Source organism: Bradyrhizobium shewense (assembly GCF_900094605.1).
Lineage (GTDB): Bacteria > Pseudomonadota > Alphaproteobacteria > Rhizobiales > Xanthobacteraceae > Bradyrhizobium > Bradyrhizobium shewense.
Window position 1 is genome coordinate 171,979 of sequence record NZ_FMAI01000002.1, and the last position, 26,081, is coordinate 198,059.

Here is a 26,081-nt window from a genome sequence, read left to right on the forward strand (position 1 = left end):
TCGAGACCCTATGACCACGACTGCCCAACAGAACCACCTCGCCGCGCTGTTCAAGGCGGCGACCGTCATTCCCGTCCTCACCATCGAGCGTATCCAGGATGCCGTGCCGCTGGCGCGCGCGCTGGTTGCCGGCGGCGTCCGCACGCTGGAGGTGACCATGCGCACCCCGGTTGCGATCGAGGCGGCGAGGGCGATGATGGCCGAAGTCCCGGAGGCGGTCGTCGGCATCGGCACGATCCTCAATCCGGCCGACTTCACCCGTGTCGAGAAGCTCGGCGTCGCCTTCGGCATCAGCCCCGGCCTGACCCCCGATCTCCTCAAGGCCGCCGCCCACAGCTCCCTGCCGTTCGCGCCGGGCATCGCCACGGCGTCCGAGCTGATGCTGGCGCTGTCGCACGGCCTCGACGTCGCAAAATTCTTCCCGGCCGAACAGGCCGGCGGCATCAAGGGCCTGCGTTCGCTCGGCGGTCCGTTCCCGAACGTGCGGTTCTGCCCGACCGGCGGCATCGGTGAGGCCAACGCGGCGAGCTGGCTCGCCGAGCCCAATGTGGTCGCGGTCGGCGGTTCCTGGCTGTGCCCGACGGCCGAGATCAGGGCCGGGAACTGGGCCGGCATAACTGCCATCTGCCAGCGCACCCTCAAGGCCCTGAAACCCGCGTGAAGTCTTGCCATCCCTGCGCTAAGACTTAGCTCAGGAAGAGACCCCAGGGAGACATGACCATGACCGCCAGCATCGTCGGATGGGCGCATACGCCGTTCGGCAAGTTCGACACTGAAACCGTCGAAAGCCTCGTCACCCGCGTCGCCAATGAGGCGATGGCCGATGCCGGCATTTCGGCCGGCGATGTCGACGAGATCGTGCTCGGCCATTTCAACGCCGGCTTCTCGGCGCAGGATTTTACCGCCTCGCTGGTGCTCCAGGCCGACCCGAAGCTGCGCTTCAAGCCGGCCACCCGGGTCGAGAACGCCTGCGCCACCGGTTCTGCCGCCGTGCACCAGGGCCTGCGCGCGATCGCCGCAGGCGCCGCCAAGATCGTCCTGGTCGTCGGCGTCGAGCAGATGACGCGTACCCCGGGCGCCGAGATCGGAAAGAACCTGCTGAAGGCGTCCTACCTGCCCGAGGACGGCGACACCGTCGGCGGCTTCGCCGGTGTGTTCGGCAAGATCGCCAGCTCCTATTTCCAGAAATACGGTGACCAGTCGGACGCGCTGGCGCTGATCGCGGCCAAGAACCACAAGAACGGCGTCGCCAATCCCTTCGCCCAGATGCGCAAGGATTTCGGTTTCGACTTCTGCCGCGCCGAGAGCGAGAAGAACCCGTACGTCGCCGGCCCCCTGAAGCGCACCGATTGCTCGCTGGTCTCCGACGGCGCCGCCGCGCTGGTGCTGGCCGACGCCGAGACCGCCAAGGGCATGACCAAGTCGATCGGCTTCCGCGCCACCGCGCACGCCCAGGACTTCCTGCCGATGTCCAAGCGCGACATCCTCCAGTTCGAGGGCTGCACCGTTGCCTGGCAGCGCGCGCTGGAAAAGGCCGGGGTGACGCTGTCCGATCTCTCCTTCGTCGAGACCCATGACTGCTTCACGGTGGCCGAGCTGATCGAATACGAAGCGATGGGCCTGACGCCGAGGGGCCAGGGCGCCCGCGCCATCAAGGAAGGCTGGACGCTCAAGGACGGCAAGCTGCCGGTCAATCCGTCCGGCGGCCTGAAGGCCAAGGGCCATCCGATCGGCGCCACCGGCGTCTCCATGCACGTGATGACCGCTATGCAGCTCGCAGGCCAGGCGCCCGAGGGCATGCAGCTCAAGAACGCCAAGCTCGGCGGCATCTTCAACATGGGCGGCGCTGCTGTCGCCAATTACGTCTCGGTGCTGGAGCCGCTGAAGTAGGCTCTCGTATGGTGGGCGAAGGCGCGAAGGCGCCGTGCCCACCATCTTCCTTGCGTTAGATCATGGTGGGCCCGCTTCGCTTGGCCCACCCTATGGCTCCTGATTGATTGGCGGAAAAGCATCATGAGCACTGACTACGAAGACTCGCTGTCGATGGACGCACTCAACGGTCGGATTGCGATCCTCGAGGACAATATAAGGCAGCTCATCGAGCAGGCCGCGGCCGCCTCAGGCGAGCAGAACGAGTCGCGCATCGCCGACCGGATCAGCCAGCAGAACGAAGAGCTCGACCGGCTCCTCAAGATCCGCGAATCCCGCCAGAAGAAATAGCGGCCGGTATCACCGCGCGGCGCATGCGGCCATACGCCGGCCGCCCTTGTGCGCGCGGCCCCGCTGCCTTTAGCTGGACCGAAATCGCGGGGCCGCGCCTTGGCCCCCGCGCAATCGGGAGCGAATGATGGGGCCGCTGAAGGGCATCAAGGTCATCGACATGACCACCGTGCTGATGGGGCCTTATGCGACCCAGATGCTCGGCGATTACGGCGCCGACGTCATCAAGGTGGAATCGCTGGACGGTGACGTCACCCGCCTGATCGGCCCGATGCGCCACGCCGGCATGGGGCCGGTGTTTCTCAACACCAACCGCAGCAAGCGCTCGATCTGCCTCGATCTCAAGAAGCCCGCCGGCCGCGAGGCCGTGCTGCGGCTTCTGAAGGACGCCGACGTATTGGTTTACAACGTCCGCCCGCAGGCGATGGCGCGGCTTCAGCTCGGCTACGACGTCGTCTCGAAAATCAATCCGCGCCTCGTCTATGCCGGCGTGTTCGGCTTTGGCCAGGATGGCCCGTATGCCGCAAAGCCCGCCTATGACGATCTGATCCAGGGCGCCACCGCGCTGCCGGCGCTGATGGCGCAGACCGGCGACGGTGTGCCGCGCTACGTGCCGAACGCGCTGGTCGACCGCATCGTTGGCCTCACCGCCGTCGGCGCGATCTGCGCCAGCCTCGTGCACCGCGACCGCACCGGCCGCGGCCAGCGGGTCGACATCCCGATGTTCGAGACCATGGCCGGCTTCGTCATGGGCGATCACATGGGCGGGCTCACCTATGAGCCGCCGCTCGACAAGGGCGGCTATGCCCGCCACCTCTCGCGCGACCGCAGGCCCTATAAGACCTCGGACGGCTATCTCAGCGTCATCGTCTACAACGACAAGCAGTGGGAAAACTTCTTCATGGCGACGGCGCGCGATGATTTGCGCGCCGATCCCAGATTTGCGACTTTCGCGGGGCGCGCCGCCAATATCGACGTCGTCTATGCCGAGCTCGCGCGCATCTTCGAGACGCGCCCCACCGCCGAATGGATCGACCTGCTCACCAAGGCCGACGTCCCCGTCATGCCGATGCACGACCTCGCCTCGATCCTGCACGACGAGCATCTGGAGGCGACGAATTTCTTCCCGGTCGTGGACCATCCGACCGAGGGTCCGATCCGCAGCATGAAGGTGACGGCGACCTGGTCCGAGACGGAGGCCGATCCGGTGCAGCTGGCACCGCGTCTCAACGAGCACGGCGCAGAGATTCTTCGCGAGATCGGATACTCCGCCGACGAGATCGCCGCCATGGTGCGCGACGGCGTCACGCGCTCGCCGCCGGAGTAGGGAGAGGCACCATGAGCTTCATCACCGGCGTCGGCCTCACGCCTTTCGGCAAGCATGAAGGCTCGTCCTCGCTCGACCTGATGAGCCAGGCGGCGCAAGCCGCGCTCGACGATGCCGGGCTGAAGCGCTCGGACATCGACGGCATTCTTTGCGGCTATTCCACCGTCTCGCCGCACATCATGCTGGCGACCGTGTTCGCAGAGCACTTTGGAATCCGCCCGAGTTACGCTCACGCCGTGCAGGTCGGCGGCGCCACGGGGCTGGCGATGACGATGCTGGCGCATCACCTCGTCACCTCGGGCGTCGCGCGCAATGTGCTCGTCGTCGCCGGCGAGAACCGCCTCACCGGGCAGAGCCGTGATGCCTCGATCCAGGCGCTGGCGCAGGTCGGCCATCCCGATTACGAGGTGCCGCTGGGGCCGACGATCCCCGCCTATTACGGCCTCGTCGCCAACAGGTACATGCACGAATATGGCGTGACGGAAGAGGATCTCGCCGAATTCGCCGTGCTGATGCGCGCGCACGCCTGCACCCATCCCGGCGCGCAATTCCACGACCCGATCACTGTTGCCGATGTCATGGCCTCGAAGCCGGTGGCGATGCCGCTCAAGCTGCTCGACTGCTGCCCAGTGTCCGACGGCGGCGCGGCCTTCGTCGTCAGCCGCGAGCGGACCGGGGAGGCGGGCGTGCGCATCCGCGGCTGCGCGCAAGCGCATACCCATCAGCATGTCACGGCCGCGCCCGCGCTCAGTGAGCTCGGCGCCGAGATCTCCATCGCCCGCGCCAAGAAGGCCACGGGCCTTGCGATCTCCGACGTGCGCTACGCCGCGATCTACGACAGCTTTACCATCACGCTCGCGATGCTGCTGGAAGACCTCGGCCTTGCCGGCCGCGGCGAGGCCGCAGCCCGCGTGCGATCGGGCCATTTCAGCCGCGACGGCGCGATGCCGCTCAACACCCATGGCGGCCTGCTCAGCTATGGCCATTGCGGCGTCGGCGGCGCGATGGCGCATCTGGTCGAGGCGCATTTGCAGATGACGGGGCGGGCGGCTAGCCGCCAGGTGCGCGACGCCTCGATTGCGTTGCTGCACGGCGACGGCGGCGTGCTGTCGTCGCATGTGAGCATGTTCCTGGAGCGGGTGCGATGAGCGGGCGTCTGGCGGACTGGACCAAGGGCGAAGCGGCCGTCACTTACCAGACCTGCAACTCATGCGGGCATGTGCAGTATTTCCACTGCGCCTTCTGCGCGGCTTGTGGCGAATCGGATCCGCGCGAGCAGCGCGCCAGCGGCAAAGGCAGGGTCTACGCCACCTCGCTGGTCTGTCGCGCCGCCACGCCCGAGACGCGCGCGCACGTGCCTTACAACATTTTGCTGGTCGATTGCGCCGAGGGTTTTCGCATGATGGCGCATGGCGACAACGGACTCGCCATCGGCGATTCGGTCGTCGTAAGCTTCAAGCCGTTTGCCGGGAAGCTCGTGCCGTTCTTCACGAAGGACACGTAACGGGATTCGTCATTCGGGGGCGGTCCTAGGACCGAGCCTGGAACGGGTATTCTGGGCCTGGCCTGTGCGAGGGCCACCCCGGAATGACGAAAACTCTAGAACTCCAACTAACGCCCGTAGAACAAGATGCTGGCGATGACGAGCATCGCCGTCACCGCCAGCATATGCGCGAGCGCTCCCGAGGCCGCCCCCTTGGTGGCTTCCTTCATGCCTTTTTCTCCCTAGACTTGGGCGTGACTCATCGTTGTGCGGCTAGCGCACCCAATGGCCAATTGTTTTACTCGGAACACCCCATTTGCGAGTACTCACCGTGATTTGTCCCCACGCGGCGAATATCGACTGTGTCAGGGTCGATCAGCAATGCGGCGGCAATTTGACTCGATAATGTTGCTCCTGCGTCCTCGCGCGAATAGAGTCTTTGCGAATTTGCGCGGACGACGACAAAAAGCATCAAAAACTCAGGGAAAACTTCAGGAAAATCATGGCCCGCATCAACTACAGCGACCCGTCCAAGGCATCCGACCGCACCCGCGAAATTCTCGACAAGAACCGCAACGCCAACATCTTCCGCATGATGGCGCACTCGCCAAGCTATTTCGAGCAGTACTGCCGCTTGGGGGGCGCCATCCGTCACAAGGGCGAGCTCGATCCGGTCGTGCGCGAGCTTGCGATCACCCGCACCGGGATCTTGTGCGAGGCCCCGTACGAGATCGTCGCGCACAAGCGGATCGGCAAGAATGTCGGCGTCACCGACGCGCAGAACGAGGCGCTCGAAAACTGGCAGGCGGCAACGTGCTTCAACGAGGTGCAGCGCGCCGCGCTCGCCTTCACCGACGAGATCGTGAAGCTCAAGAAGCCGACAGATGCGACCTTCAAGGCGATCGCAGCGAAGCTGACGCCGGCTGCGCTGGTCGAACTGCAGCTCTCGGTCGGCTTCTATATCATGACGTCAAAATTCCTGGAGACGTTCGAGATCGATCTCCAGCCCGTTACCGAGGTGGTGGGCTGATCGAAGCACCGCGGCGAGGGATGCCAATGACGATCGATGAATATGCGGCCTGGGCCGCGAGCGTTGCGAAAGTCGATGAACATCCGTCCAACGAGCGGCTGTCCTATCTCGGTCTCGGCCTCGCGGGCGAGGCCGGCGAGGTGGCCGAGCACATCAAGAAGCTGTTGCGCGATGACTGGCTCGACAAGGCTGGCCTCGTCGATGAGCTCGGCGACGTCATCTATTATTGGGCCTGCCTCTGCGCGACGACCGGCCAGAAACCGTCCGAGCTGCTCGAAAAGAGCGCGGCAAAGATCAAGCGGCGGCTGGGCGAGGCGGCGAGCCGGTAGGGAGCGACGGACTGAGGGGGAGGGAGCGCACCTCCATCGGGACGCCAAGCGCGGCTCATCCCATCAGGACTTGGATCACTCACGTCGACGTCAGGATATCGACCTTCGCGTTCGCCACGATCAGGCGGTCGGCGAGGAGCTGGGCGAGGTTGCGCATGATGCGCTCGCTGGCGTGCGGGTGCTGCTGGCGGAAGCGTTCGAACGCCTGCAGCGGAGTCTCATAGGCGGTCGCCGCCATGTCGGCGAAGACGTCGGCCGAGCGCGTGGACTCCAGCAGCGCCATCTCGCCGAACGCCATGCCCGCGGTCAGCGTCGCGAGCCGCACGCCGTCGGGCAGCGTGACGTGCACGGCGCCGCTGCGCAGGAAGAACAGGGAATCGGCGCGATCGCCCGTGGTGAGAATCTTCGCGCCGGATTGATAGGTGCGGATGGTGCAGATCGAGGCGAGATCCGCCAGCTCGTCCTCGCCGAGGCCCTCGAGCAGCGGCTGCTCGGCAAGCTCGGTGGTCTCGTGGAAGTCGATCGAGCCGCCGTAGCGGTAGACGATCTGGTCTTCGGCCCATTCGATCGCGGTGTCGAGCAGGTAGAAGTCGCGGACATTCTTCAGCTCGGCCGTCCATTCCCGCAACGTGTCCCACTCCTTCGATGCGCGCCTGACGCCGGACAGCACGACGGTCACGTTCAGCGCCGCGAGCTCCTCGAACGCTTCGGCGACCAGCCGCGCCCCGGCGCGCGTGGTGGAGGTGACGCGGTGCAGATCGAAGATCACGAATTGCGGACGGGGCCGCCCCGCGAGCCGCCGGGAGACGTAGTCGACCGCAGACAGCGACAGCGTGCCGACCAGCTCGATGACCCGCACCTCCTGCTCATGCGCGGCGAGAATCTCCCGCTCCTGCGGCCGGCGCACGCGGCGTGACGGGCTCTTGCCGATGTCGTAGTCGGCGATGACGGCGTTGCGGGCGTCGTCGCTGCGGTTGAGCATGTGCAGATCGTAATGCGAAGACAGCGCCTCGCAGACCTTGATGCCGCGCACGCTGTTGCCATGCTTGTCGAGCTTCGGCGAATAGCTGCCGAGCCCGAGGCGGGCGGGGAGGGCGGCAAGGATGCCGCCGCCGACGCCGCTCTTGGCGGGAATGCCGATCCGGTAGATCCATTCGCCGGCATAGTCGTACATGCCCGAGGACGTCATCACCGACAGCGTGCGCGAGATCGCGTAAGGCGTCAGCACCTGCTCGCCCGTGACCGGATTGACGCCGCGATTGGCGAGGGTCGCCGCCATCACCGCGATGTCGCGCGCGGTGACCAGCACGGCGCATTGCCGGAAATAGACGTCGAGGACGCCTGCGACATTGTCGGAGATCACGGCGTTGGTCTTGAGCAGATAACCGATCGCGCGGTTGCGGTCGCCGGTCTGGCTCTCCGAGCCGTAGACGGCCTCGTCCACGGCGAGATCGCGGCCTGCGAAGCGGCTCAGCGCGAGGCGAATCTGCTCGAAGGCATCTGCGCCCTTGCTGTCGTAAATCAGCCCGGTGCAGGCGATCGCCCCGGCATTGACCATCGGGTTGAACGGGTGGTTCTCGGAATTCAGCCGGATCGAGTTGAAGGGATCTCCTGATGGTTCGACGCCGATCGCGCTCTCGACCCGGCCTGCGCCCAGAAGGTCCAGCGCCAGCGCGAACACGAACGGCTTTGACATCGACTGGATGGTGAAGGGCACCCTGGAGTCGCCGACCTCGTAGACATGGCCATCCAGTGTCGCAAGGCTGATGCCAAAATAGGCAGGATCAGCCTTGCTCAGTTCGGGGATGTAGTCTGCGACACTGCCTGACGTTTCGGCGGAGAATTCGTTGAGGCAATTATCCAGAAACCGCAGCAAGGGCGGCTTCGAGCGGGTCCAGGCGGCGGTGAGAGGCGAGAGCGGGGTCATCGCCTCTCTTGTGCAACGCAATCAGGGCACGCGCAACCCGTTCGGAACCACGGTCTGCCGCCGGACCAGCAGCAGGGCGAGCAGAACCGTGGGCGCGAGGATCGCAAGGCCCAGCAGCGTCACCTGCATCTGCGACAGCGGCATGATCCCGCCACCCGGTGTCGCCACCACGAAGCCGCCGATCACCAGCAGCACGCGGATCGGCCATTCCAGCCCGCCTGCGCGGCGGAGGTCGCCGACGAAGGGCTGGTAGCCCTGGATGCCGCCGCAGATGAACAGCGTGCCGAACGCGGCAAGTCCCATCAGGCCGAGACCGGCGAGATACGGGCTCGGCCCTTGCAGCACCAGCGCCGGATTGAGCACGAAGAAGAACGGGATGAAATAGATGATGCTGCCGACCCACATCGATTCCCAGCCCGTCTTCATCGCCGGCGAGCCGGCAATGCCTGCGGCCGCGAAGGAGGCGATCGCGACCGGCGGGGTGATCGACGACAGCATGCCCCAATAGAAGATGAACATGTGCACGGCCATCTTGTTCAGCCCGAGCTTCTCCAGCGCGGGCGCGACCAGGATGGCGAGGAAGATGTAGCAGGCCGTCGTCGTCAGCCCGAGGCCGAGGATCAGGCTGGTGAGCGCGCACATGCCGAGCAGCAGGAAGGGATTGTCGCCGGCAATATGCAAGAGATCGTTGGCAAGGCTCGACACCACACCGGTCATCGAGAACGCGCCGATCAGAAGTCCGCAGCCGGCGAGGATGCCGACGAGCTCGACGAAGGTGCGGCCGTTGACCTCGAGGAATTTGCCGATCGTCGCAAGGGTCCAGCGCGTGTCCTTGGAGAAGAACTGGTTGAGCACCAGCAGCAGCGCGGTCGCGTAGAACGGCGCATGGCTTTCGCGCTTGAAGTAGAGCAGCATCACGATCAGCAGGGCGATGACGAAGACGTAGTACCAGCCGTCCTTGATCGTATCCATGATCCGCGGCAGCTCGGCGCGCGGAATCCCCTTCAGCCCGTGGCGCGCGGCGTAGGAATCGACCTGCATGAACAGGCCGACATAATAGAGCGCGGCCGGGATGATCGCCGCGACCGCGACCTCGGCGTAGCTGACATTGAGGAACTGCGCGATCACGAAGGCGGTCGCACCCATCACCGGCGGCGCCAGCACCGCGCCGGTCGAGGCGCAGGCCTCGATCGCGCCGGCATAGGAGGCGCGAAAGCCGCTCTTCTTCATCACGGGGATGGTCATGGTGCCGGCGGTCAGCACGTTGGAGATGATCGAGCCTGACATCATGCCGAGCAGGCCGCTCGCGAAGATGCAGACCTTGGCCGCGCCGCCGCGGAACGTGCCGCACATCGCGAAAGAGAGGTTGATGAAGAATTTGCCGGCGCCGGTCATCATCAGCGCGGTGCCGAACACGAGGAAGCCGATCACGGTGTCGGCGAAGGCCTGGATCGGAATGCCGAGCAGGCTCTCGCCCGACAGCACGTGATAGGCGGTCGCCTGCTCCAGCGTCGATTGCGTGCCGCGGAACGGGCCGAGCCAGCTGGATTCGGCGAACAGCGGATAGACGGTGAAGGGGAGCACGCTCAACAGCAGGCTCCAGCCGCCGGTGCGGCGCAGCGCCTCCATCAGCATCGCCCACATCACGAGCCCCGCGGCGATCACGTTGTTCGGCGCGCCGCCGAACTCCCAGCCGGCCTCCGCCGCCTTGCGCACGTTCGACATCAGCAGCAGCGCTGCGGCGAAAGTCGCGGCGAACAAGACGAGGTCGTACCAGGGAATCCGGTCGAGCGGGGCGCGCTCGGTGCCCGGAAAGATCAGGAAGGTGAAGGGCAGCATCAACGCGATCAGGAGATAGAAATACTCCGTGTTGAGCTGGGTGTAGCCGATGAAGAAGCGCAGCGAAAATTGCTGGTTGATGCAGAGCAGGATCGTGGCCGCGGTCGCTGCGACCAGCGTCCAGCGCCAGGCGCCGCGCAAGGTGCGCACGCGCGTGACTTCGGCCTCCTGCATGTTGCCGGCCGCGCCATGTGGATCGTCGAAAACGACCCGCTTGGTCTCGTCTTGCGGGGCAGTGGAGGTGGAAGAAGACATAAGCGATCCCGCGTGGGCTGGTAACTAACTAATGGCCGTTGGTTGAATCGATCAAGCCGCGGGCTCCTCAACCTCTCCCGCTTGCGGGAGAGGTCGACGCACTTCTCGCGCGGCGGCCATCAAGCCCAACAACATCACACTCTAATCCTCGAACCCGTTCGGCATGTCGGCTTTCGCAAGCGCTGTTGCGCGGGCCTTCATCCAGCCGTCGAGAAACGCCTTGTCGTCCGACGGCGGGTTGGACTTGCCGTAATCGGCCCACGCGGCTGCCAGCACCTCCTGCCGCTTGATCAGCTTGTTGTTGTGCGCCTCCTGCGCATCGCTCCATTGCCCGGCTTCCTTCAGCGCCTTCACCGAGCCGGGATGCACCGGCACCACCCAGTTCTTGGTCTGGCGGTCGGCCGCGAGGCCACCTGCACCGGGCGCCGAATCCTTGTAGGCGTCGTAATTTGTGATCATCGCCTTGGTGATCGCATAGACCTGGTCTGCCGGCTGCGAGGCATAGGCGACGAAGATCGGGTAGGGGTAGTTGCCGAGCTCGACCGGCTTGTCCGGCGAGATGCCGGCCCCGCAGGTCGCAGTCTGCGGGAAGAAGAACGATCCAACCTTCTGCATTCGCGCCCAGCCTTCCTTGTCCTTGGCGGGCAGCGGCGGCCAGATCAAGCCGCGCGGCGAGGTCTCGGCTTCCTTGGCGGGGCCGGTGATGGTGGTGCCGAAAGCGGCGTCGACGTCGTTGTTGATCAGCCCTTTCCACATCGCGCCGTAGCTTGCGAATTCGACGGCCTTGACGTCCTTCTGCGTCAGCCCGGCGAAGGCGAGCACGGCGAGCGAGTTCTGGTTCAGCGCGGGTGAGCCGACCACGAAGCCGACACGCTTGCCCTTGAGGTCCTTCAGCTCCTTCACACCGGTGTCGGCGGCGACGCCGAGCGATCCGCAATTGCAGTCGACGCTCGAGAGCAGGATCTGAAGCGGCTGCGGGCCCCATTCCTTCGCGCCGAACTCGAACATGCCTTCCTGCGCGAAGTAGGTGCCGGATCCCATCGCCGAAGATGCCGCGCGCTTGGCGCGCAGCGGCGCGAGACGGGCAACGTCGTTGCCTGCGGGCAGCACGCGCACATCGGTGCCGTATTTGTCCTTCATCATCTTGCCGACGCCGACCGCGATGTTGAAGCCGGCGGTTCCGGTGTCATAGGCGGTGAACGTCAACGTCGCCGGCAGCTTGATGTCTTCGGCGAACGAGTAGCGTGTAGACGCAAAAGAGATGCCCGCCACCAAGGCAGGCGCGAGCACGAGCAGCCCACGAAGCATGTTTCCCTCCAATGATCTTTCGCGTTTGCCGCGAAGATTTTCGTTCTTTGTTTGAAACAGAGTTTTGTTTGCGACGGATCATGTCACCCGCATCAGGCGATGGCAACGCCGTACCGCGCATGCGGGAACGAGACTGACAGATTGCCGCGGAGGCGACGGATAACGCCGTCAGCACGCGACAATCGCGACCGCCTGTCCCTCGGCAACGACGTCGTCGAGTTTCACCAGAAGCGATGTGATCGTGCCGCTTGCAGGCGAGAGCACCGGTATTTCCATCTTCATGGCTTCGACGATTACAATTTCATCGCCATCCGCAATGGTTCCTCCAACTTGCACGGGAGTTGCGCAGACGCGCCCGGCGACCTCCGTGACGATCTTAATTTCTGGCATGCCATCCCTTTTTGTTGTCGTCGCAAAATGCCTGAGGTAGCGTCGTCTGCAAGTGGAATTTAATTCCGCACAGCGGAACAAACGGTAGGGAACATGGGACGACGATCCGAGCGGTTGAGTAGGCAAGGTGTGCTCGCTGGCGATGCCGGTGAGAGTGATGTCATCCAGGTGGTCTCGCGCGCGTTCGACGTGTTGCGATGCTTCGAGGGCCACGAGGCAAGGCTCGGCAATCTCGAGATTTCAAATCGCTGCGGCCTGCCGCGCTCGACGGTGTCGCGGCTCACGCACACGCTGACGCGGATGGGCCAGCTGGTCTACCTGCCGCGCGATCAGAAATATCGCATCGGCCCGAGCGCGGTGGCGATGAGCGCCTCGATGATGAAGGGCGCGCAGTTGCGCAGCATGATCCGGCAACGGCTTCAGGAAGTCGCCGAGCAACTGCCGGGCACCGTCGGCCTCGTCGTGCCCGATCGCTTCCATCTGGTCTATCTCCAGTTCGCGCGCTCGGCGACCGCCCTCGGCCTGCACGAGGGCACCGGCAGCCGCATCTCGATGGCCTCGACCGCCGCGGGCGCGGCCTACACCGCGGCGCTGGCGCCGGAGATCGGCGATGCCTTCATCGCGGACGTGGAACGGGAAGCGCCCGAGGCTGCGAAGATCCTGAAACCCCGCATTGAAGCCAATCGGCAGATGTTGCGTGAGCGCGGCTATGTCGTGGCCTGTGGCTTGTGGAGCCCGCACATCAACGGGCTCGCGGTGCCGATCTGGTCGCCGCAATACCAGACCTACGTCGTCATCACGATCGGCCTTCTGTCCACGATGTATGACGAGCAGCGGCTGCATGCCGAAGTCGCACCCCTGATGCTCGAGCTCGGCCGGTCGCTCGGCAGCCTGATGGAGGGCGCGGAAGGCGACGCCTTCAACAACCGCATCCCGCGTAAACCGGTCGCAATGGCCGTGCACAACAATAACAAGCCGATCAATTCGGAGGGAGTGAATGAACTGGAAGCCGGAACTCGACGAGCTCGCCCGGCGCGAAGCCTTCGCGCGGGAGATGGGCGGCGTTGACAAGGTCAAGCGACAGCATGACCAGGGCCGGCTGACTGTTCGGGAGCGTATCGACAAGCTGATCGACAAAGGCAGCTTCCACGAGATCGGTGCCGTCTCCGGCATCGGTGAGTACGATACCAGCGGCGAGCTGCAGAAATTGACGCCGGCGAACTGCGTGTTTGGCCGCGCGCGCGTCGACGGCCGCACCGTGGTCGTGGTCGGCGACGACTTTACGGTACGGGGCGGCTCGGCTGATGCGTCCATTTCCGCAAAACCGCTGATGGCGGAGGAGATGGCGCATGATTTCCGCCTGCCGATCGTCCGCATCATCGAGGGCTCCGGCGGCGGCGGCTCGGTCAAGACCATCGAGACCAAGGGCGCGGCGAACCTGCCTGGAGGCATCGGCGGCACACGCTGGTATCGCTTCACGACGGAGAACCTGTCGCGCGTTCCCGTGGTCGCACTCGGCCTCGGCTCGGTCGCAGGCCTCGGTGCCGCGCGGCTTGCCGCCAGCCACTATTCGATCATGACCAGGAAGTCCGCGATGTTCGTCGCGGGGCCGCCGGTAGTGAAGGCGCTGGGGCAGGACCTGTCGAAGGAGGAGCTCGGCGGTGCCGACATCCAGACCCGCGCCGGCGCTGTCGATCATGCCGTCGACACGGAAGAAGAGGCGTTCGCCTGCGCGCGGCGTTTCCTCTCTTATCTGCCGTCGTCGGTCTATGAGCTATCGCCGACCTTGCCCTGCACCGACAACCCCGAGCGCAGCGAAGAGGCGCTGATGAACGCGGTGCCGCGTAACCGCAAGCAGGTCTACAAGATGCGGCCCATTATCGAGTCCGTCGTCGACAAGGGCTCGTTCTTCGAGGTCGGCAAGAATTTCGGCAAGCCCATCATCGTCGGTCTCGCGCGACTCGAGGGCAGGGCGGTGCTGCTGCTCGCCAGCGACAGCTTTCATTATGGCGGCTCCTGGACGGCGGATGCCTGCCAGAAGGTGGTGCGCTGGGTCGACTTCGCCGAAACTTTTCATCTGCCGGTCGTCTATCTCATGGACTGCCCGGGCTTCATGATCGGCCTCGATGCCGAGAAGGCGGCGACCATCCGCCACGGCGTTCGCGCCATGGCCGCGGTGAACCAGACCACCGTGCCCTGGTGCACCGTGATCTTGCGCAACGCGTTTGGTGTTGCGGGTGTCGTGCACCAGCCGGCCGACCGCTTCTCGATCCGCTACGCCTGGCCGTCGGCCTATTGGGGCTCGCTGCCGCTCGAAGGCGGCATCGAGGCCGCCTACCGCGCCGACATCGATGCGGCCGAGGACAAGGCGGAGAAGCTCAAGGAGATCGAGGCGCGTCTCAACAAGCTGCGCTCGCCGTTCCGCTCGGCCGAAAAATTCTGGGTCGAGGAGATCATCGATCCCCGGAAGACGAGGTCGCTGCTGTGCGAGTTCGCGCGCCTCGCCGAGCCGCTGCGAAAAGCGGGACCGCCGGAGAATTTTTCGATCAGGCCTTAGGCCTCCTTGTGCCAAGCCGTGACGCTCGTGCCCCGGACGCAGCGCAGCGCTTCTTCAGCGGTGCGCTGCAGAGCCGGGGCCCATGCCACAGGGAATCCGGAGCTTCCTGGGTCCCGGCTCAGCACCGCAACGCTACGCGCTGCGGCGCGTCCGGGACACGAGAAGCTGGCGCCGACGCAATCCAAGGCTCTTCCACAGCAAAACAATAACGCGCTAAGCTCCGCCAACAAGAACAATAGGAAACGCCAATCGTGTATGACTTCATTATCGTGGGCGGCGGCTCGGCGGGGTCCGTGCTGGCCCACCGGCTCTCCGCGAAGAGTGCCAACAAGGTCCTGCTGTGCGAAGCCGGCCAGGATACCCCTCCCGGTAACGAGCCGGCCGAGATCAGGGACAGCTATCCGGGCACGGCCTATTTCGATCCGCGCTTCCACTGGACCGAGCTCAAGGTCACGACGCAGGTCGTCAGCCACAACAACCCGCACGTGGGCCGGCCTCCCTTGCGCAAATACGAGCAGGCGCGCGTGCTCGGTGGCGGCTCGTCGATCAACGGCCAGATGGCCAACCGCGGCGCTCCCACCGATTACGACGAATGGGACGCGCGCGGCGCCGAAGGGTGGACGTGGAACGACGTGCTGCCCTTCTTCAAGAAGGTCGAGCGCGATCTCGATTTTGACGGACCGTACCATGGCAAGGATGGCCGGATCCCGGTCCGCCGCATCCCGCGCGAGCACTGGACGCGGCATTCGCAGGCCTTCGCCGAGGCCTTCCAGCAGGCCGGCCACCGGTTCCTGCCGGACCAGAACGGCGAGTTTGTCGATGGCTTCTTCCCGGTGACGCATTCGAACCAGGCCGAGCAGCGCGTCTCCGCCGCGATGGGCTATCTCGATCGCGACGCCCGCCAGCGCGCCAATCTCACCATCTCCACCAACACGCAAGTGCGCGAGCTGCTGTTCGAGGGCACGCGCTGCGTCGGCGTCAAAGCGATGGTTGACGGACGCGAGCAGGAATTCCGCGGACGCGAGATCATTCTGTCCAGCGGCGCCATCCATTCGCCGGCGCATCTGTTGCGCGCCGGCATCGGCCCGGTCGGCCATCTCAAGGATATGGGGATTCCCGTGCTGATGGGACTGCCGGGCGTCGGCCAGCGCCTGATGGATCATCCCTCGATCTCGCTGTCGTCCTTCGTCCGCCGCGGCGCGCGCATGAACGAGCACACCAGGCGCCACATGCAGCTCGGCCTTCGCTATTCCTCCGGTCTCACAGGCGTGCCGAAGGGCGACATGTTCGTCGTCCTGCTCTCCAAGTCGGCCTGGCATGCGGTCGGAGAGCAGATTGGCTCGCTGCTGACCTTCGTCAACAAGACCTATTCCGAGACCGGACAGGTCAAGTTGGCCTCGCGCGATCCGTCGGCGGAGCCGATCGTCGAGTTCAATCTCTTGTCCGACCGGCGCGATCTCGATCGCCTGATGAGCGGCTTCCGCAAGATGGCGGCGGTGCAGATGAGCGACGTGGTCAAGGCGGTGACGGACAAGCCGTTCCCGGCTGCTTACACCGACAAGGTCCGCAAGATCGGCGTCGTCAATAACAGGAACAGGATCTTGACCAAGATCGCCGCGACGCTGATGGACGGGCCGGCGGCGCTGCGTCACTACATGATCGACAATTTCGTGGTCGAAGGTTTCACCTTCGATCAGGTGATGAACGACGACGAGGCGCTGGAAGCCTTCGTGCGCAAGGCGACCATCGGCGTCTGGCACGCCTCCTGCTCATGCCGCATGGGCCGCGCCGACGATCCGATGGCGGTGGTCGACAACCAGGGCCGCGTCAAAGGCATCCAGGGCCTGCGCGTCGTCGACGCCTCGATCTTTCCGGTGGTGCCATGCGCCAACACCAACTTTCCCGTGTTGATGTCGGCGGAGAAGATCGCAGCCGCGATGATGCAGTGAATAGCGGCGTTGTGCCGATCAGGGCAGCGCAGCGACGAGGAGAGCTTGCTGCAGAATCCACGACGAATACGAACCGGACTTGATTGCATGCGGTGCGTTGGACGCGCTGAGCGTTCATTCGTTCTCTGCGAGTTAATCATTTCGGTCGCTATTTGTAGGCTATGATGATTGCAGACAGCGTCGCGCAGATGCAGCCATTTTCAGCCGCTCTTTAGGCCCATTTCAGCCAAACTGTTATTGGTTTCTCGTTGCCTGGGGCAGGACCACTCTATTTTGGAGTCCTGCAATGTACAGGCTAGTAATTTCTGCGTATCTCTTCGTTGTCTTAAATTCTGTCGCTTCTGAAGCTCGGCCTTATCGCATTCATCATGCTTCCGAATGCAATGTCACCATGCCCTGCGACTTCTCGTATTCGCAGATGCAACGCGAGCGGACCTTCAAGTCTTCACTTACTTCCAGATCCTCACTGAATTCCAGGTCGTCACTACAAGCGTACCGCTCGACGCAGCTGACAGTGACTGATGCTGGGGGCGCCGCCACGCCGGCGAACGTCTCCGGTGTTTCCGGGGCTCGCGTCGTCGGTGGTCGTCCGGCAGGTTGCCCTTCGTCCTTCTGCGGCTGCGGCGCGGCTCTGCGCGTGTTCGGTCGTATCGTGCCGGAATTGAATCTTGCGGCCAATTGGCTGCGCTTTCCGCGGACATCACCGGCACCGGGAATGGTTGCTGCGCGACGAGGACACGTTTTCGTTCTGGAGCAGCACCTCGGAGGCGATGTCTGGATGGCCTATGACGCCAACTCGGGCGGACACACCACGCGAATCCACGCACGTTCATTGCGAGGGTATGCGATCGTCAATCCGCGCGGCGGTTCGGCGGCTTGAGGACGGCGCACACCACTCTCGACAAGATCGCGGACGGGTCGCAACATCGTTGCGACCTGCCCAACGCTCGACCAATCGTTGGGGCGGGGCGCTGCGTCGGTCACAGCCGCAGCACCTTGCCGGGATTCATGATGTTCTGCGGATCGAGCGCGCGCTTGATGGTTCGCATGATGTCGAGCTCGGTCTTCGAGCGGTAATGGCTGAGCTCGTCGAGCTTGTCGATGCCGATGCCGTGCTCTGCCGAGATCGAGCCGCCCATCGAGGTGACGAGATCGTTCACGGCCCGCGTGATGGCGCCCTTGTATTGGATCAGCGTCTGCTGATCCATGCCGGTCGGCCCCATGAACGAAAAATGCAGATTGCCATCACCGATGTGCCCCAAAGGATAGGGTCTGATGGTCGGGAGAATGTCGAGCACGGCCTTGCTGCCCTTGGCGATGAACTCCGGAATCCTGGAGATGGCCACCGACACATCGAAGCTGAGCCCCGGACCTTCGGCCCGGGAGGCCTCGGCGACACTTTCGCGGATGCGCCACATGTTGCGCGATTGACTGACCGTGTGGGCGATCACCGCATCGAGCACGCGGCCGGCCTCGAGTTGATCGGCGAGAAACTGCTCCATCTTCTCGGATATGCCTTCCGCGCCGTCCTGGCGCGCCCGCGAGGACGACCATTCCAGCAGCAGATACCATGGCGTGTCGGCCTTGAGAGGATCCTGGGTGCCGGGAATATGGCGCAGCACCATGTCAACGGCGGCGCGGCTCATCAGCTCGCAAGAGCCGACATTGTCTCCGGATGCCGCGTGCGCTTCCGACAGGATCTCCAGGGCCGCGCGTGGATCGCGGATCGCCAGCCACGACGTAGAGACGTCCTTCGGCGCCGGCCACAGCTTGAGCACGGCTTTGGTGATGATGCCCAGCGTGCCTTCGGCGCCCATGAAGAGGTGCTTGAGGTCATAGCCGGTGTTGTCCTTCTTGAGCGCGCGCAATCCGTCCCAGACCTCGCCGCTCGCCAGCACGACCTCGAGCCCCAGCACGAGATTGCGGGCATTGCCATAGCGCAGCACCTGCACGCCGCCGGCGTTGGTCGACAGATTGCCGCCGATCATGCACGAGCCCTGGGCGCCGAGGCTGAGCGGCAGGAACCTGTCGTGCCGGCTTGCCGTCTCCTGAAGCGTCTGCAGCACGCAGCCGGCCTCGACCGTCATGGCGTAGCCGACGGGATCGACGTCCAGCACGCGGTTCATGCGGCCGAGCGACAACACGATGCCGGTGTGTGCAGGCCAGGGCGTCGCCCCACCCATCAGGCCGGTATTGCCACCCTGCGGCACGATGGCGACGCCATGCTCATGGCAAAGCCGGACCACTTTCGAGACTTCCTCGGTGCTGCCAGGACGAACAACGGCGCCGGCACCGCCAACCAGCAATCCCCGCCAATCCGTCACGAACGGTTGCTTGCCGTGCGCGTCCTCGATGAGGCCCTTCTCACCCACGATCGCGCGCAACGCACCGCGCATCTCGGCAGTCAAGGGAGCGGTCGGAATGGTGGGTTCGGACGACGGGAAGGCAGCCGGCATTTTCGTTTCCCCTGGCGCATCTTGGTGTGCACTGCGCACGTGACGTGCCCAGGTATTGTCCACGTTTGACGCGGGGAGTCTAACGGCAAGATGTCTCGAATCTGGAGCCGGTGACGCATGCGGTCCGCGAAAGATCTGAGCCCTGGAGGGAGAGGGTTGATTTGGCAAGACGATCGGTCTAATAAATTCTGATGAACAGAGCAGCCTCGGTTTCAGAGCCGCGCCGACGGGGCCGTCCTCCCAAGGACCAGTCGCAGCCGAACGCGCCGCGCGCGCGTCTGTTGCGCACGGGCGTTGCGATTCTGACCGAGAAGGGATTCAGCGCCGTCGGCGTCGAGGAGATCCTGGACTCCGCGGACGTGCCGAAGGGATCGTTCTATCACTACTTCGGCAGCAAGGAGGCTTTCGGCCTCGAGCTGATCGATGCCTACGCCGCCTATTTCGCCCGCAAGCTGGATCGATGGTTCGACGACATAGAGCGGGCTCCGCTGGACCGCCTGCGCGATTTCATCGCGGACGCGCGGTCGGGCATGGCGCGCTACGGCTATCGACGTGGCTGTCTCGTCGGCAATCTCGGGCAAGAGATGGGAGCGCTGCCGGAGCCGTTCCGAAAGCGCCTCGCCGCCGTCTTCAGGGACTGGGAGGCGCGGACCTCACGCTGCCTCCGCGCGGCGCAGCAGGCGGGTGACATCCCCAAAGGCGTCGATTGCGACAGCCTCGCGCATTTCTTCTGGATCGGCTGGGAGGGCGCGGTGCTCCGGGCGAAGCTGGAAAGACGCCCCGACGCGCTCGACGTCTTCGCGCGAGGATTTCTCGCCATGATCCAGGCGAAGGAGCGCGTGATCGCACCGATTTCCATCGACGAGTACCGAGGATAACCAGGCCATGACCCAGGCACTTGCCATCAGCCGCTTCCCTGTCCCTGATCTGGCCGACATGCCAGAGGACATCCGCGCCCGCATCGTCGCCGTCCAGGAGAAGTCCGGATTCATTCCGAACGTCTTTCTCGTGCTGGCGCACCGGCCGGACGAGTTTCGCGCGTTCTTTGCCTATCACGACGCGCTCATGGACAAGCCCGGCAACCTCACCAAGGCCGAGCGGGAAATGATCGTGGTTGCGACCAGCAACCTCAATCAATGCCAGTATTGCGTCATCGCCCATGGCGCGATCCTGCGCATCCGCGCCAAGGATCCGCTGATCGCCGATCAGGTCGCGGTCAATTACCGCAAGGCTGATATCACCGACCGGCAGAAGGCGATGCTCGATTTCGCCGTGCGCGTTTCGACCGAGGCCTACAAGGTGTCCGAATCCGATTTCGCCACGCTGAAATCGCACGGGTTCACGGAAGACGACATCTGGGACATTGCCGCGATCTCGGCCTTCTTCGGCCTCTCCAACCGGCTTGCCAACGTCACCAGCATGCGTCCGAACCCGGAATTCTATAGCATGGGACGCGGCTGACCGGGATTGACGGACCTGTTCGGCAAGCACGCTCGTCCGCGGACATGGAGAACGGACATGGAGCTCTCATCCCAGCAGCTGGCGCTGAAGGAGAGGGCTGCTGCGCTCTCCAACGAGAGGATCCGCAAACGTGCCGGCGACATCGACCGGTCGCGTGAATATCCATGGGACGTGGTCGAGGCGCTGAAGGCCGAGCGCTTCATGGGAATGACCATTCCGGTCGAATATGGCGGCCAGGGGCGGAGCTTCCTCGATACGGTGCTGGTCATTGAGGAGGTCGCCCGGTCCTGTACCGTGTCCGCGCGCATCGTGGTCGAGGCCAACATGGGCGCCATCTCGACCGTGATGGCCTATGGCACCGACGCGCAGAAAAAGCGCGCCGCCGATCTCGTCCTCGGAGGCGACAAGCCGGCCATCTGCATCACGGAGCCCGACGCGGGCAGTGACGCAAGCGGAATGACGACGCGAGCCGACAAGCGTGGCAACCGCTATGTGCTCAACGGCAAGAAGCACTGGATCACCGGCGCCGGGGTATCCCGCCTCCATTTGATCTTTGCGCGCGTGTTCGACGAGAGCGGAGAGGAGCTGGGCGTCGGCGGCTTCCTGGCGGTGCGCGGCGAGGCGGAAGGGCTCCACGTCAGCAAGCGCGAGACGACGATGGGGCTGTGCGGCATGCCCGAGGGCGAGCTCGTCTTCGAGGACCTCGAGATCACGCCGGACATGGTGCTGCTGCCGCCGTCAGGCTTCAAGCGCGGCTTTGCGGACCTCATCAATGCCTACAACAGTCAGCGTGTCGGCGCCGGCACGGTCGCCATGGGCATTGCGGCCGGCGCGCTGGAGCACGCCGTCGCATGGGCCAAGACGCGCGAGCAGTTCGGCCGGCCGATCGGCGAATTTCAGGGGCTGCACTGGATGCTCGCCGACATGCAGACGCAGCTGACCGCATCGCGCCTGATGCTGCACGCGGCGGCGGCTTCACGCGGGCCGGGCGGCAGCGCATTCCCCGATCCCATGCTTGCCGCTCAGGCGAAGATCTTCGCCTCGGAAGCCGCCATCAAGATCGTCAACGACGCCCTGCAGGTGTTCGGAGCCCGCGGCTATTCGCGCGACTTTCCACTCGAACGGATGGCGCGCGACGTCCGCATGTTCACGATCGGCGGCGGCACGGCCCAGGTGCTGCGCACATTGGTTGCCAGCAAGATCCTGGGCTGGAAGCTGCCGCAGACGCGCGAGGGCTACGTCGTCTCAAGGGACCTTGCGGCAAAGGACTAGGGCGCTATCGTGCGCGACGCGGCGTGTTGATCGGGAGCCGAGGGAGAGAAGAGATGACAGACTTCGTAACGCCGCGAGAGATGGCGGAGATGATACCGTCGGGGTGCAAGCTCGGCCTGGCGCCGGATGACTACGCCGCGGCCCCGGGATTGGTTCGGATGCTGATCGATCGCGGCATTCGCGATCTCCATGTGGTCTGCGCGCCGATTGGCGGCATGCAAGTCGATATGCTGATCGGCGCCGGTGCCGTGGCGACGCTGGAGACGAGCGCCGTCAGTCTCGGCGAAGCGGGCGGCGCGCCCTGTTTCAGCCGGGCCGTGCGCGACGGATCGATCCGCCTCCGTGATGCCACCTGTCCGGCGGTGTTCGCAGGGTTAACGGCCGCGGAGAAGGGCGTGCCGTTCATGCCGATCCGCGGCATCATCGGCAGCGACGTCCTGGAGAAGCGCGACGATTGGAAGGTGACGTCCAATCCGTTCGATGACGCTGAGAAGATCGTCGTGGTCTCGGCGATCCAGCCCGACATCGCCTTGTTTCATGCGCCTGAAGCGGATCGGTTCGGCAACGTCAGGCTCGGGCGCCGGCGCGAAACGATGTTGCTGGCCCACGCGTCGAAGAAGGCTTTCGTCACCGTCGAGCGCATCTCCGAAGTATCGCTGCTCGACGACGAGAAAATGGCCGCCGGCGTGCTGCCCGCGATCTATGTGAGCGCGGTGGCACAGCTCGAGAAGGGTGGATGGCCGACCGGGCTCTACGCCGAATATCCGAGGGACGGGCAGGAAATCGAGAAATACGCGCGAGCGGCGCGCTCGCCGGAGGGATTCCAGGCCTACGTTCGGGGCCTGGGGAGCGCGGCATGAGCGAGGCGTGCACCAGCCGTGAGTTGATGATCTATACGATCTCGCGGCTGCTGAAAGGCGTGCGGCATGTTGCGGTCGGTCAATCGTCGCCGATGCCGGCGGCGGGAGCGATGCTGTTGCGCGCGCTCAACCAGCGTGACGGATTGGAGCACGTGCAGGTCTCGATCCTCGGGTCGGTCAAGCACAATTCCTTCACCGGCGGTGCCGAGGAGCTGTTCGATTGCGCCGCGCAGGGACGTCTCGACGCCTTCTTTCTCGGCGGCGGCCAGATCGACGGCCAGGGCAACGTCAATCTTGTTGGTACCGGCGACTATCCGAACAATCCGGTCAGATGGCCCGGCTCGTTCGGCTCCGCCTATCTGTATTTCCTGGTGCCGCGGGTCATTCTGTTCCGCGAAGAGCACAGCCTGCGATCCCTGGTGGAACGTGTGGACTTCGTGTCCGCGCCTGGAGTCACCGACGAGACGGTCTATCGGCGAGGCGGCCCTCATGCCCTGCTGACCAATGCGGCGTTGTTTTCCTTCGACCGAGAGGCGGGACGCTTTCGCCTCGAGAGCAGCCATCCGGGATATGGTTGGCGCGACATTCGAGGCACGACAGGATTCTCGTACGAGAACGAGCAATGCGAGGTCACGACGCCGCTGCCGGACGAGGCGACGTTGGCCTTGATCCGAGGCCGAATTCGCGAGGAACTGCGCGAGTGTTATCCGCAGTTCGCAGGCAATATGCCCGGTCCGGGGTGAGGCGGGATTTCGCTCCGATCTGCCGCGGCTCTCTCCCTCTGGCGGGCAGGGCAAGCGCATTTGGCGATTTCTCTGTGGCCATCCTTCGAGACGCCCGCCGTTGGCGGGCCCTCAAGATGAGGACGGAGTGTGTGGCAGCAGTCTTGACGGCCACCGATGCCGCTTAGCCTCATCCTGAGGAGACCGCGAAGCGGTCGTCTCGAAGGACGAGGCGCGCGCTCAGGTCGCGCAAAGTGCCAAATGCGATCGCCCCGGGGAGACAGCTGGACCCTAGAGCATGATCCGGAAAAGTGCGCAGCGGTTTTCCGAAAAGATCATGCTCAAACAATAAACTAAAGCGCGATGTCGATTCATCCTAATCTCATCGCGTTTTAGTGGATGATCTGGTTCAGAAAACCCTTCGCACGCTCCGTGCGGGGAGCCCGAAAGAATGTTTCCGGATCTGCCTCCTCAACGATGCTTCCGCGATCCATGAAGACGACCCGGTCGGCAACCTCGCGGGCGAAGCCCATCTCGTGTGTCACGCAGACCATGGTCATTCCGTCCCGCGCCAACTCGACCATGGTGTCCAGCACTTCCTTGACCATCTCGGGATCGAGCGCGGATGTCGGTTCGTCGAACAGCATGATCTTGGGCTGCATGCACAGCGCTCGGGCGATGGCAACGCGTTGCTGCTGGCCGCCTGACAATTGCGCAGGATATTTGTCCGCCTGATCCTGAATGCGAACCTTCCGCAGCAAGCCCAGTGCGCGATCGCGTGCTTCTGCTTGCGAAATGCCGCGAACCTTCATCGGGGCCAGCATGCAGTTCTCGGCGACCGTGAGGTGCGGAAACAGGTTGAAACTCTGAAACACCATCCCGGTTTCGCTGCGCACGCTGTTGATGTCGGCGAGGCGATTGCTCAGTTCGACGCCGTCGACGATGATCCGGCCTCCGTCGTGCTTCTCGATATGGTTGATGCAGCGGATCAGCGTCGACTTGCCGGAGCCCGAAGGTCCGCACAGCACGATCTTCTCGCCTATGCCGACCCTGAGATTGACGTCGTTCAGCGCGGTGAATGCGCCGAACCGCTTCACCAAGCTCTCGACGACGACAATTGGACCGGGCTGCGCGGCATTGCTGGAGGTCTCTCGATGCATGTTCGTCTCCCGGACTAGAGGCGCTATCGCGATGTGGCGAGCGCGTATCGTTTGCGAAGGACAGCGACACACTGGGAAGCTGCCGAGCTGATGGCGAGATAGGCCACTGCGACGACGAGGTACATTTCGACGAGGCGGCCGTTGAGCTGCGCAAGCTTGGAAGCGGCACCCAGAAGATCCGTCAGCGAAAGGACGTAAACGAGCGAGGTGTCCTGAAAGAGGATGATCGTCTGGCTGAGGATGATCGGACTGGCCACGCGCAAGACCTGCGGGAGGACGATATGGCGGTAGGTGTCGTAGGTGGACAGCGCGAGCGCCTGGCAGGCCTCGAACTGGCCCTTGTTCACCGCTCGCAGCCCGACACGGATGATCTCGGAGTAGTAGGCGGCCTCGAACAAGCCGAAGGTGATGAAGGCCGTATAGGTTGCACCGATCGGAATCGGGCGGCCGTTGCCGCTGAGATGCCCAAGCACGATCGGCACCAGGAAGAAGAACCAGAACAGGACGAGGATCAGCGGAATCGATCGGATGACCGCAACGTAGCCGCGGATGATCTGGGCGAACACCGGAATCTCGAAATGCTGAACGAGCGCCAGGCAGGTTCCGAGAACCATGCCGATTACGAATGCGGCGGCCGTGAGCGCAAGCGAGAAGAGCAGGCCCGACCAGAGATAGGGCCACGATTGCGTTACAATCGAGAAATCGAGGGTGTTCATTTCACGACCTCCATGGTGGCGGGCAGGGCGCCGCCTTGCCGCATCTCAGAGGCCAGATCCTCGTCAGTCGTCGGCTTGACGGGAGCGCTGCCCGGAATGCGGACGGCTTTGTCGATGAGGGTCATGGCCTGATAGGCAACCAGCGCCAGACAAAGATAGATGATCGTCGCGGCGCCAAATGCCGTAAATGTCTGGAACGTGGCCTCGCTGATCTGGCGTGCCTGGGCGGTCAGCTCCATCAAGCCGATCGTGAGGGCGACGGAGGTGTTCTTGTAGATCCCCATCACCTCGCTGGTGAGGCTCGGCACGATGAGGCGCAAGGCCTGCGGCACGATGACGTATCGATAAGTGAGGTAGCCATTGAGGCCGAGAGCGTTGGCCGCTTCGAACTGTCCCCTTGGGAGCGCTTCGATGCCCGCCCGGACCTGCTCGGCTATTCGGGACGCCGTGTAGAGTCCCAGGCAGAGGAGCGCCGGGAAAAACGACGCCCAGGGTGGCGGGATCTGCTTGATGGCATCGCCCAGCGCGCTGGGCACGACCTCTGGGAAGACGAAGTACCAGAGGAACATCTGCACCAGGACGGGGACGTTCCGGAATATCTCGACATAGAGCCGGGCCGGGACGGAGATGAAGCGATTCTGCACCGTGCGGCCCACGCCGACGACCACACCGATGCCGAAGGCGATCCACCAACCGAAGAAGGCCAGGGCCAACGTCCAACCGAGACCCGACAGAAGCCAGTCGATATAGCGCTGGCCGTCCGCCGTCTGTTCAAAAAGCACTCCGAACATCGCGAGCCCTCAGGTTGCAGGTGCGAACG

General features: G+C 64.3%; 25 protein-coding genes. 17 read left to right on the forward strand and 8 right to left on the reverse strand.

The features are described 5' to 3' along the window. Window positions 1–10: 10 nt before the first annotated feature. From eda to GA0061098_RS05010, 8 genes are all read left to right on the forward strand, one after another. Window positions 11–661, forward strand: a complete 651-nt coding sequence (gene eda / locus GA0061098_RS04975; RefSeq protein WP_092252610.1) for a bifunctional 4-hydroxy-2-oxoglutarate aldolase/2-dehydro-3-deoxy-phosphogluconate aldolase — start codon at window positions 11–13, stop codon at window positions 659–661. A 59-nt stretch (window positions 662–720) separates the two neighbouring features. Continuing rightward, window positions 721–1,890, forward strand: coding sequence for an acetyl-CoA acetyltransferase (locus GA0061098_RS04980; RefSeq protein ID WP_028145155.1), 1,170 nt, complete (start codon window positions 721–723; stop codon window positions 1,888–1,890). Between the two features lie 123 nt (window positions 1,891–2,013). Further along, entirely contained in the window at window positions 2,014–2,220 is a 207-nt protein-coding gene (locus GA0061098_RS04985) for a hypothetical protein (RefSeq protein WP_028145154.1), read from the forward strand. A 127-nt stretch (window positions 2,221–2,347) separates the two neighbouring features. Then, entirely contained in the window at window positions 2,348–3,547 is a 1,200-nt protein-coding gene (locus GA0061098_RS04990) for a CaiB/BaiF CoA transferase family protein (RefSeq protein ID WP_091955170.1), read from the forward strand. Window positions 3,548–3,558: 11 nt separating this feature from the next. Further along, window positions 3,559–4,695, forward strand: coding sequence for a thiolase family protein (locus GA0061098_RS04995; RefSeq protein ID WP_091954342.1), 1,137 nt, complete (start codon window positions 3,559–3,561; stop codon window positions 4,693–4,695). Further along, complete coding sequence (locus GA0061098_RS05000; protein ID WP_091954345.1) at window positions 4,692–5,051, forward strand: Zn-ribbon domain-containing OB-fold protein; 360 nt, start codon at window positions 4,692–4,694, stop codon at window positions 5,049–5,051. Before GA0061098_RS04995 ends, GA0061098_RS05000 begins: the two co-directional genes overlap by 4 nt. Window positions 5,052–5,532: 481 nt before the next feature. Further along, window positions 5,533–6,060, forward strand: coding sequence for a carboxymuconolactone decarboxylase family protein (locus GA0061098_RS05005; RefSeq protein WP_028145150.1), 528 nt, complete (start codon window positions 5,533–5,535; stop codon window positions 6,058–6,060). A gap of 26 nt (window positions 6,061–6,086) precedes the next feature. Then, window positions 6,087–6,389: a nucleoside triphosphate pyrophosphohydrolase family protein gene (locus GA0061098_RS05010; RefSeq protein WP_165637169.1), complete on the forward strand. Its 303-nt coding sequence runs from the start codon at window positions 6,087–6,089 to the stop codon at window positions 6,387–6,389. Window positions 6,390–6,468: 79 nt separating this feature from the next. Here the strand turns inward: GA0061098_RS05010 and glsA are convergent, their stop codons facing one another. From glsA to GA0061098_RS05030, 4 genes are all read right to left on the reverse strand, one after another. Beyond that, window positions 6,469–8,316 carry a glutaminase A gene (gene glsA, locus GA0061098_RS05015; RefSeq protein WP_091954350.1) on the reverse strand — a complete coding sequence of 616 codons (1,848 nt, stop codon included), beginning with the start codon at window positions 8,314–8,316 and terminating at the stop codon, window positions 6,469–6,471. A gap of 21 nt (window positions 8,317–8,337) precedes the next feature. Further along, window positions 8,338–10,410 carry a TRAP transporter permease gene (locus GA0061098_RS05020; protein ID WP_091954353.1) on the reverse strand — a complete coding sequence of 691 codons (2,073 nt, stop codon included), beginning with the start codon at window positions 10,408–10,410 and terminating at the stop codon, window positions 8,338–8,340. A 141-nt stretch (window positions 10,411–10,551) separates the two neighbouring features. After that, window positions 10,552–11,718, reverse strand: coding sequence for a TAXI family TRAP transporter solute-binding subunit (locus GA0061098_RS05025; protein WP_091954356.1), 1,167 nt, complete (start codon window positions 11,716–11,718; stop codon window positions 10,552–10,554). Between the two features lie 168 nt (window positions 11,719–11,886). After that, on the reverse strand, window positions 11,887–12,108 hold the full coding sequence (locus GA0061098_RS05030; RefSeq protein WP_091954359.1) for an acyl-CoA carboxylase biotin carboxyl carrier protein subunit: 222 nt from the start codon (window positions 12,106–12,108) through the stop codon (window positions 11,887–11,889). A gap of 93 nt (window positions 12,109–12,201) precedes the next feature. Between GA0061098_RS05030 and GA0061098_RS05035 the strand changes: the two genes are divergently transcribed. The 4 genes from GA0061098_RS05035 (at window position 12,202) to GA0061098_RS05050 (ending at window position 17,494) form a co-directional block, all read left to right on the forward strand. Further along, window positions 12,202–13,176 (forward strand): IclR family transcriptional regulator, encoded by a 975-nt coding sequence (locus GA0061098_RS05035; RefSeq protein ID WP_091954362.1) that lies wholly within the window; start codon window positions 12,202–12,204, stop codon window positions 13,174–13,176. Further along, a complete protein-coding gene (locus tag GA0061098_RS05040; RefSeq protein ID WP_091954365.1) occupies window positions 13,106–14,665 on the forward strand; it encodes an acyl-CoA carboxylase subunit beta in 1,560 nt (519 codons plus the stop codon). Before GA0061098_RS05035 ends, GA0061098_RS05040 begins: the two co-directional genes overlap by 71 nt. A 251-nt stretch (window positions 14,666–14,916) precedes the next feature. Continuing rightward, window positions 14,917–16,614 (forward strand): GMC family oxidoreductase, encoded by a 1,698-nt coding sequence (locus GA0061098_RS05045; RefSeq protein WP_091954368.1) that lies wholly within the window; start codon window positions 14,917–14,919, stop codon window positions 16,612–16,614. A gap of 286 nt (window positions 16,615–16,900) precedes the next feature. Further along, window positions 16,901–17,494, forward strand: coding sequence for a hypothetical protein (locus GA0061098_RS05050; RefSeq protein ID WP_165637170.1), 594 nt, complete (start codon window positions 16,901–16,903; stop codon window positions 17,492–17,494). A gap of 100 nt (window positions 17,495–17,594) precedes the next feature. Here GA0061098_RS05050 and GA0061098_RS05055 read toward each other — a convergent pair whose 3' ends face one another. After that, window positions 17,595–19,070, reverse strand: a complete 1,476-nt coding sequence (locus GA0061098_RS05055; protein WP_091954371.1) for an FAD-binding oxidoreductase — start codon at window positions 19,068–19,070, stop codon at window positions 17,595–17,597. Window positions 19,071–19,261: 191 nt separating this feature from the next. On the opposite strand from GA0061098_RS05055, the gene acuR reads away from it, so the two are divergent. Genes acuR through GA0061098_RS05080 form a run of 5 tightly spaced genes read left to right on the forward strand, consistent with a single transcriptional unit; the run spans window position 19,262 to window position 23,406 of the window. Continuing rightward, window positions 19,262–19,948 carry an acrylate utilization transcriptional regulator AcuR gene (gene acuR / locus GA0061098_RS05060; protein WP_091954374.1) on the forward strand — a complete coding sequence of 229 codons (687 nt, stop codon included), beginning with the start codon at window positions 19,262–19,264 and terminating at the stop codon, window positions 19,946–19,948. A gap of 7 nt (window positions 19,949–19,955) precedes the next feature. Further along, window positions 19,956–20,531 (forward strand): peroxidase-related enzyme, encoded by a 576-nt coding sequence (locus tag GA0061098_RS05065; protein WP_091954377.1) that lies wholly within the window; start codon window positions 19,956–19,958, stop codon window positions 20,529–20,531. Between the two features lie 57 nt (window positions 20,532–20,588). Continuing rightward, window positions 20,589–21,803 (forward strand): 3-sulfinopropanoyl-CoA desulfinase, encoded by a 1,215-nt coding sequence (acdA, locus tag GA0061098_RS05070; protein ID WP_091954379.1) that lies wholly within the window; start codon window positions 20,589–20,591, stop codon window positions 21,801–21,803. Window positions 21,804–21,856: 53 nt separating this feature from the next. After that, window positions 21,857–22,663, forward strand: a complete 807-nt coding sequence (locus GA0061098_RS05075; RefSeq protein ID WP_177236926.1) for a CoA transferase subunit A — start codon at window positions 21,857–21,859, stop codon at window positions 22,661–22,663. Continuing rightward, window positions 22,660–23,406 (forward strand): CoA-transferase, encoded by a 747-nt coding sequence (locus tag GA0061098_RS05080; RefSeq protein ID WP_091954385.1) that lies wholly within the window; start codon window positions 22,660–22,662, stop codon window positions 23,404–23,406. Before GA0061098_RS05075 ends, GA0061098_RS05080 begins: the two co-directional genes overlap by 4 nt. Window positions 23,407–23,777: 371 nt before the next feature. Here the strand turns inward: GA0061098_RS05080 and GA0061098_RS05085 are convergent, their stop codons facing one another. The 3 genes from GA0061098_RS05085 to GA0061098_RS05095 are packed head-to-tail and all read right to left on the reverse strand — an operon-like array spanning window position 23,778 to window position 26,052. Continuing rightward, window positions 23,778–24,545 carry an amino acid ABC transporter ATP-binding protein gene (locus GA0061098_RS05085; protein WP_091954388.1) on the reverse strand — a complete coding sequence of 256 codons (768 nt, stop codon included), beginning with the start codon at window positions 24,543–24,545 and terminating at the stop codon, window positions 23,778–23,780. A gap of 23 nt (window positions 24,546–24,568) precedes the next feature. Further along, entirely contained in the window at window positions 24,569–25,261 is a 693-nt protein-coding gene (locus GA0061098_RS05090; RefSeq protein WP_018319862.1) for an amino acid ABC transporter permease, read from the reverse strand. Further along, complete coding sequence (locus GA0061098_RS05095) at window positions 25,258–26,052, reverse strand: amino acid ABC transporter permease (RefSeq protein WP_091954390.1); 795 nt, start codon at window positions 26,050–26,052, stop codon at window positions 25,258–25,260. The genes GA0061098_RS05090 and GA0061098_RS05095 overlap by 4 nt, the downstream gene beginning before the upstream one ends. Window positions 26,053–26,081 lie beyond the last annotated feature (29 nt).

Excerpts from the sequence above, each read along its gene's own strand:
- eda (WP_092252610.1), top strand. The coding sequence starts at position 11 with ATGACCACGACTGCCCAACAGAACCACCTCGCCGCGCTGTTCAAGGCG.
- GA0061098_RS04980 (WP_028145155.1), top strand. The coding sequence starts at position 721 with ATGACCGCCAGCATCGTCGGATGGGCGCATACGCCGTTCGGCAAGTTC.
- GA0061098_RS04985 (WP_028145154.1), top strand. The coding sequence starts at position 2,014 with ATGAGCACTGACTACGAAGACTCGCTGTCGATGGACGCACTCAACGGT.
- GA0061098_RS04990 (WP_091955170.1), top strand. The coding sequence starts at position 2,348 with ATGGGGCCGCTGAAGGGCATCAAGGTCATCGACATGACCACCGTGCTG.
- GA0061098_RS04995 (WP_091954342.1), top strand. The coding sequence starts at position 3,559 with ATGAGCTTCATCACCGGCGTCGGCCTCACGCCTTTCGGCAAGCATGAA.
- GA0061098_RS05000 (WP_091954345.1), top strand. The coding sequence starts at position 4,692 with ATGAGCGGGCGTCTGGCGGACTGGACCAAGGGCGAAGCGGCCGTCACT.
- GA0061098_RS05005 (WP_028145150.1), top strand. The coding sequence starts at position 5,533 with ATGGCCCGCATCAACTACAGCGACCCGTCCAAGGCATCCGACCGCACC.
- GA0061098_RS05010 (WP_165637169.1), top strand. The coding sequence starts at position 6,087 with ATGACGATCGATGAATATGCGGCCTGGGCCGCGAGCGTTGCGAAAGTC.
- glsA (WP_091954350.1), bottom strand. The coding sequence starts at position 8,316 with ATGACCCCGCTCTCGCCTCTCACCGCCGCCTGGACCCGCTCGAAGCCG.
- GA0061098_RS05020 (WP_091954353.1), bottom strand. The coding sequence starts at position 10,410 with ATGTCTTCTTCCACCTCCACTGCCCCGCAAGACGAGACCAAGCGGGTC.
- GA0061098_RS05025 (WP_091954356.1), bottom strand. The coding sequence starts at position 11,718 with ATGCTTCGTGGGCTGCTCGTGCTCGCGCCTGCCTTGGTGGCGGGCATC.
- GA0061098_RS05030 (WP_091954359.1), bottom strand. The coding sequence starts at position 12,108 with ATGCCAGAAATTAAGATCGTCACGGAGGTCGCCGGGCGCGTCTGCGCA.
- GA0061098_RS05035 (WP_091954362.1), top strand. The coding sequence starts at position 12,202 with ATGGGACGACGATCCGAGCGGTTGAGTAGGCAAGGTGTGCTCGCTGGC.
- GA0061098_RS05040 (WP_091954365.1), top strand. The coding sequence starts at position 13,106 with ATGAACTGGAAGCCGGAACTCGACGAGCTCGCCCGGCGCGAAGCCTTC.
- GA0061098_RS05050 (WP_165637170.1), top strand. The coding sequence starts at position 16,901 with ATGTACAGGCTAGTAATTTCTGCGTATCTCTTCGTTGTCTTAAATTCT.
- GA0061098_RS05055 (WP_091954371.1), bottom strand. The coding sequence starts at position 19,070 with ATGCCGGCTGCCTTCCCGTCGTCCGAACCCACCATTCCGACCGCTCCC.
- acuR (WP_091954374.1), top strand. The coding sequence starts at position 19,262 with ATGAACAGAGCAGCCTCGGTTTCAGAGCCGCGCCGACGGGGCCGTCCT.
- GA0061098_RS05065 (WP_091954377.1), top strand. The coding sequence starts at position 19,956 with ATGACCCAGGCACTTGCCATCAGCCGCTTCCCTGTCCCTGATCTGGCC.
- acdA (WP_091954379.1), top strand. The coding sequence starts at position 20,589 with ATGGAGCTCTCATCCCAGCAGCTGGCGCTGAAGGAGAGGGCTGCTGCG.
- GA0061098_RS05075 (WP_177236926.1), top strand. The coding sequence starts at position 21,857 with ATGACAGACTTCGTAACGCCGCGAGAGATGGCGGAGATGATACCGTCG.
- GA0061098_RS05080 (WP_091954385.1), top strand. The coding sequence starts at position 22,660 with ATGAGCGAGGCGTGCACCAGCCGTGAGTTGATGATCTATACGATCTCG.
- GA0061098_RS05085 (WP_091954388.1), bottom strand. The coding sequence starts at position 24,545 with ATGCATCGAGAGACCTCCAGCAATGCCGCGCAGCCCGGTCCAATTGTC.
- GA0061098_RS05090 (WP_018319862.1), bottom strand. The coding sequence starts at position 25,261 with ATGAACACCCTCGATTTCTCGATTGTAACGCAATCGTGGCCCTATCTC.
- GA0061098_RS05095 (WP_091954390.1), bottom strand. The coding sequence starts at position 26,052 with ATGTTCGGAGTGCTTTTTGAACAGACGGCGGACGGCCAGCGCTATATC.